The 2,345-nt window shown below is 35.9% G+C and carries 2 protein-coding genes; both read right to left on the bottom strand.

All coding sequences use genetic code 11. The annotated features are described in order from the left end of the window. Window positions 1-333 precede the first annotated feature (333 nt). The gene (locus K3248_RS08485; RefSeq protein WP_220717893.1) at window positions 334-1,215 is read right to left on the bottom strand and encodes a hypothetical protein; all 882 of its coding nucleotides are present in this window, start codon (window positions 1,213-1,215) and stop codon (window positions 334-336) included. Window positions 1,216-1,299: 84 nt separating this feature from the next. Continuing rightward, window positions 1,300-1,953, bottom strand: a complete 654-nt coding sequence (locus K3248_RS08490; RefSeq protein ID WP_246588443.1) for an LbetaH domain-containing protein — start codon at window positions 1,951-1,953, stop codon at window positions 1,300-1,302. Window positions 1,954-2,345: the final 392 nt, after the last annotated feature.

Genomic DNA, 2,345 nt, shown 5'->3' on the forward strand with positions numbered 1-2,345 from the left:
TTAGAATAACGTCGCTATTAAAAGAAAGCATCATTTACTTTAAGAGCAATTTGATAAAAATTGTATTGCGTTTATACATAAAATATGTAATTTAGAACCGTGTCACTAAAGTGATACCTCCTTTATTGTTAGTTAGTTTTTCATATTTCTCTAGATTCAAAGCCGTATCATTTCATTTTGATACGGTTTTTTCTTAATCATGCTTGCGTTTATACACAAAATGTGTAATATAAATTTGATATTGATTAAATATTGTGTATTGTGTAAAAAGCCGCGTTCATTAAGGACACGGCTTTCTTTTTTCTGTTTAAGACCAGACCCCCAACCCCTTATTTATGCTGTTTTTTCTAAAGTTTCTTCACTAACATTAACATCATTACAAATCCTTTGCTTGCCATTAATAACGGCATTACCATAAATTTTTACGCCCTCTGCAATAATAGATCTATTAGAAACACACGCGTCATCATAAATTTCTACTTTTTCATAAATACGAGCATTCTCATAAACACGAGCGTTGCCATAAATCTTGACATCTTTGTAAACAAGCGCTTTGCCATAAACCCTAGCATTATCATAAATATGAGAACCCTCGTATACACAAGAAGACCCTGATACTTTAGCATTCCCATAAACAAAGCCACTCACATAAGCACTATGCCAAACCTTGGCATTGTCATAAATTTTTGCTTCTATAGAAATAAAGGCTTTTCCATAAACCACGGCATTGTCACAAACTTGACCACAAATTTTTGCATTCCCATAAACCTTGGCATTATCACTAACCACGCACTTGCCATAAACCCACCCCTTGCCACGAAACCACATAGTACCACTAACACTAGCATTATCAAAAATCTGCGCATTGCCATAAACTTGGGTATCACGACCATAAACCTTTGCTTTATTACGAACTATAGCATTCCCATAAACTTTAGCATTTTGAGCAACAGCGGCTTCATCACGTACCTTTGCATTTTCACTCACAATAGCATCATATGCAACTATAGCATCATCATACACCCAACAATTGCCATCATGAGAGAGATTGCTTTCCTTTTCAATAAAACCACCTAAATCCCCCGCCTTTACATCATCGAAATCCCTTAAAGCACGAATGCGATAAAAATGCTTCGGTTGATGAGTCTCTGCATCGTAAACTTGTTTTGTTTCATTTGTAATTTCATATTTTTTAGATACATTTGTAGTGGTCATAGGTTGCTCCCTAATCTAATATTCGTTAAATTGTGAATGGAAATCTTTTAAAGAGAGGCGCCCCCGCAACGCCCGCGCGTTCAATTAAGCAGCTTCTTTTAATGACTGATCGTTATAGACAATTTCTTTGCTACAGACTTCAATATTATTGCGAACCCAAGTGTCACCTTTAATGACCGCATTGCGAAAAATCTTTACATTTGCAAAAATACAAGCGTATCCAGAGATTTTCGCATTGCCATAAATTTGTGTATCATTAAAGACACAAGCGTAATAATGAACGCGCGCATTTTCAAAAATATGAGCATCAGGATAAATGCGTGCAAAGCCATAGACCTCTGCATTGCCATAAATATTACCGGCTACAACAGCCTTGCCATAGACCCGTGCATTTTCATAAATGCAAGCAACATTGTTCACATGGGCATAACCACTTACAACGGCATTATCGTAGACGCGTGCATTGCTATAAACTTTAGCTTTACCTCCAACCCAGCAATTGCCATCATGTGATAAATTGTATTCACTACTTATATACCCCCCTAAATCACCTTTTTTGACATCACCAAAATCTCTTAAAGCTCTAATTCTGTGAAGTGTATTAAAGCCAACCTCTATTGTCTCACCTGTGAATTCGTATTTCTTTTCAAGATTTTCCTTTTGAAGCGTGGTGTTATCATTATGATGTTGAATATAAGAGGAAATGGTATCTTGTAATTTTTTAACTGTAGCAGTCATGCTTGTTTTCCTTGTGATTATTAAGTTTTTAATTGATAACCCCATAAGGGCGCCGGGTGCTAAAAACACGGTCACAAGTCCGCCGCTATACTTTTCCCTCGCGAAGGGTATTGTATAGTATAGCTACACCCGACATAAATCATTATACGCTTTAACAAGCACAAAAGACAGTCAGTATTTTAAGAAATGGGAGAAACCTTTTCGTGGTTTATCCGCTTGTGATTTCGTGGTTTTTAAGCACTTGCCAATCCTTTTAAACAAACCTGCCTTTAAAGTCAATACGTATTTTTTATTTTTTGCATTTTTTCCTGTTTTGATATTTACCCAATTGAATATCAAGTGCTTTTTCTAACTCGCGATCTATATCATCATCATAAGCTTGTGAATAACTC

The organism is Bartonella raoultii (assembly GCF_019659805.1).
GTDB lineage: Bacteria > Pseudomonadota > Alphaproteobacteria > Rhizobiales > Rhizobiaceae > Bartonella > Bartonella raoultii.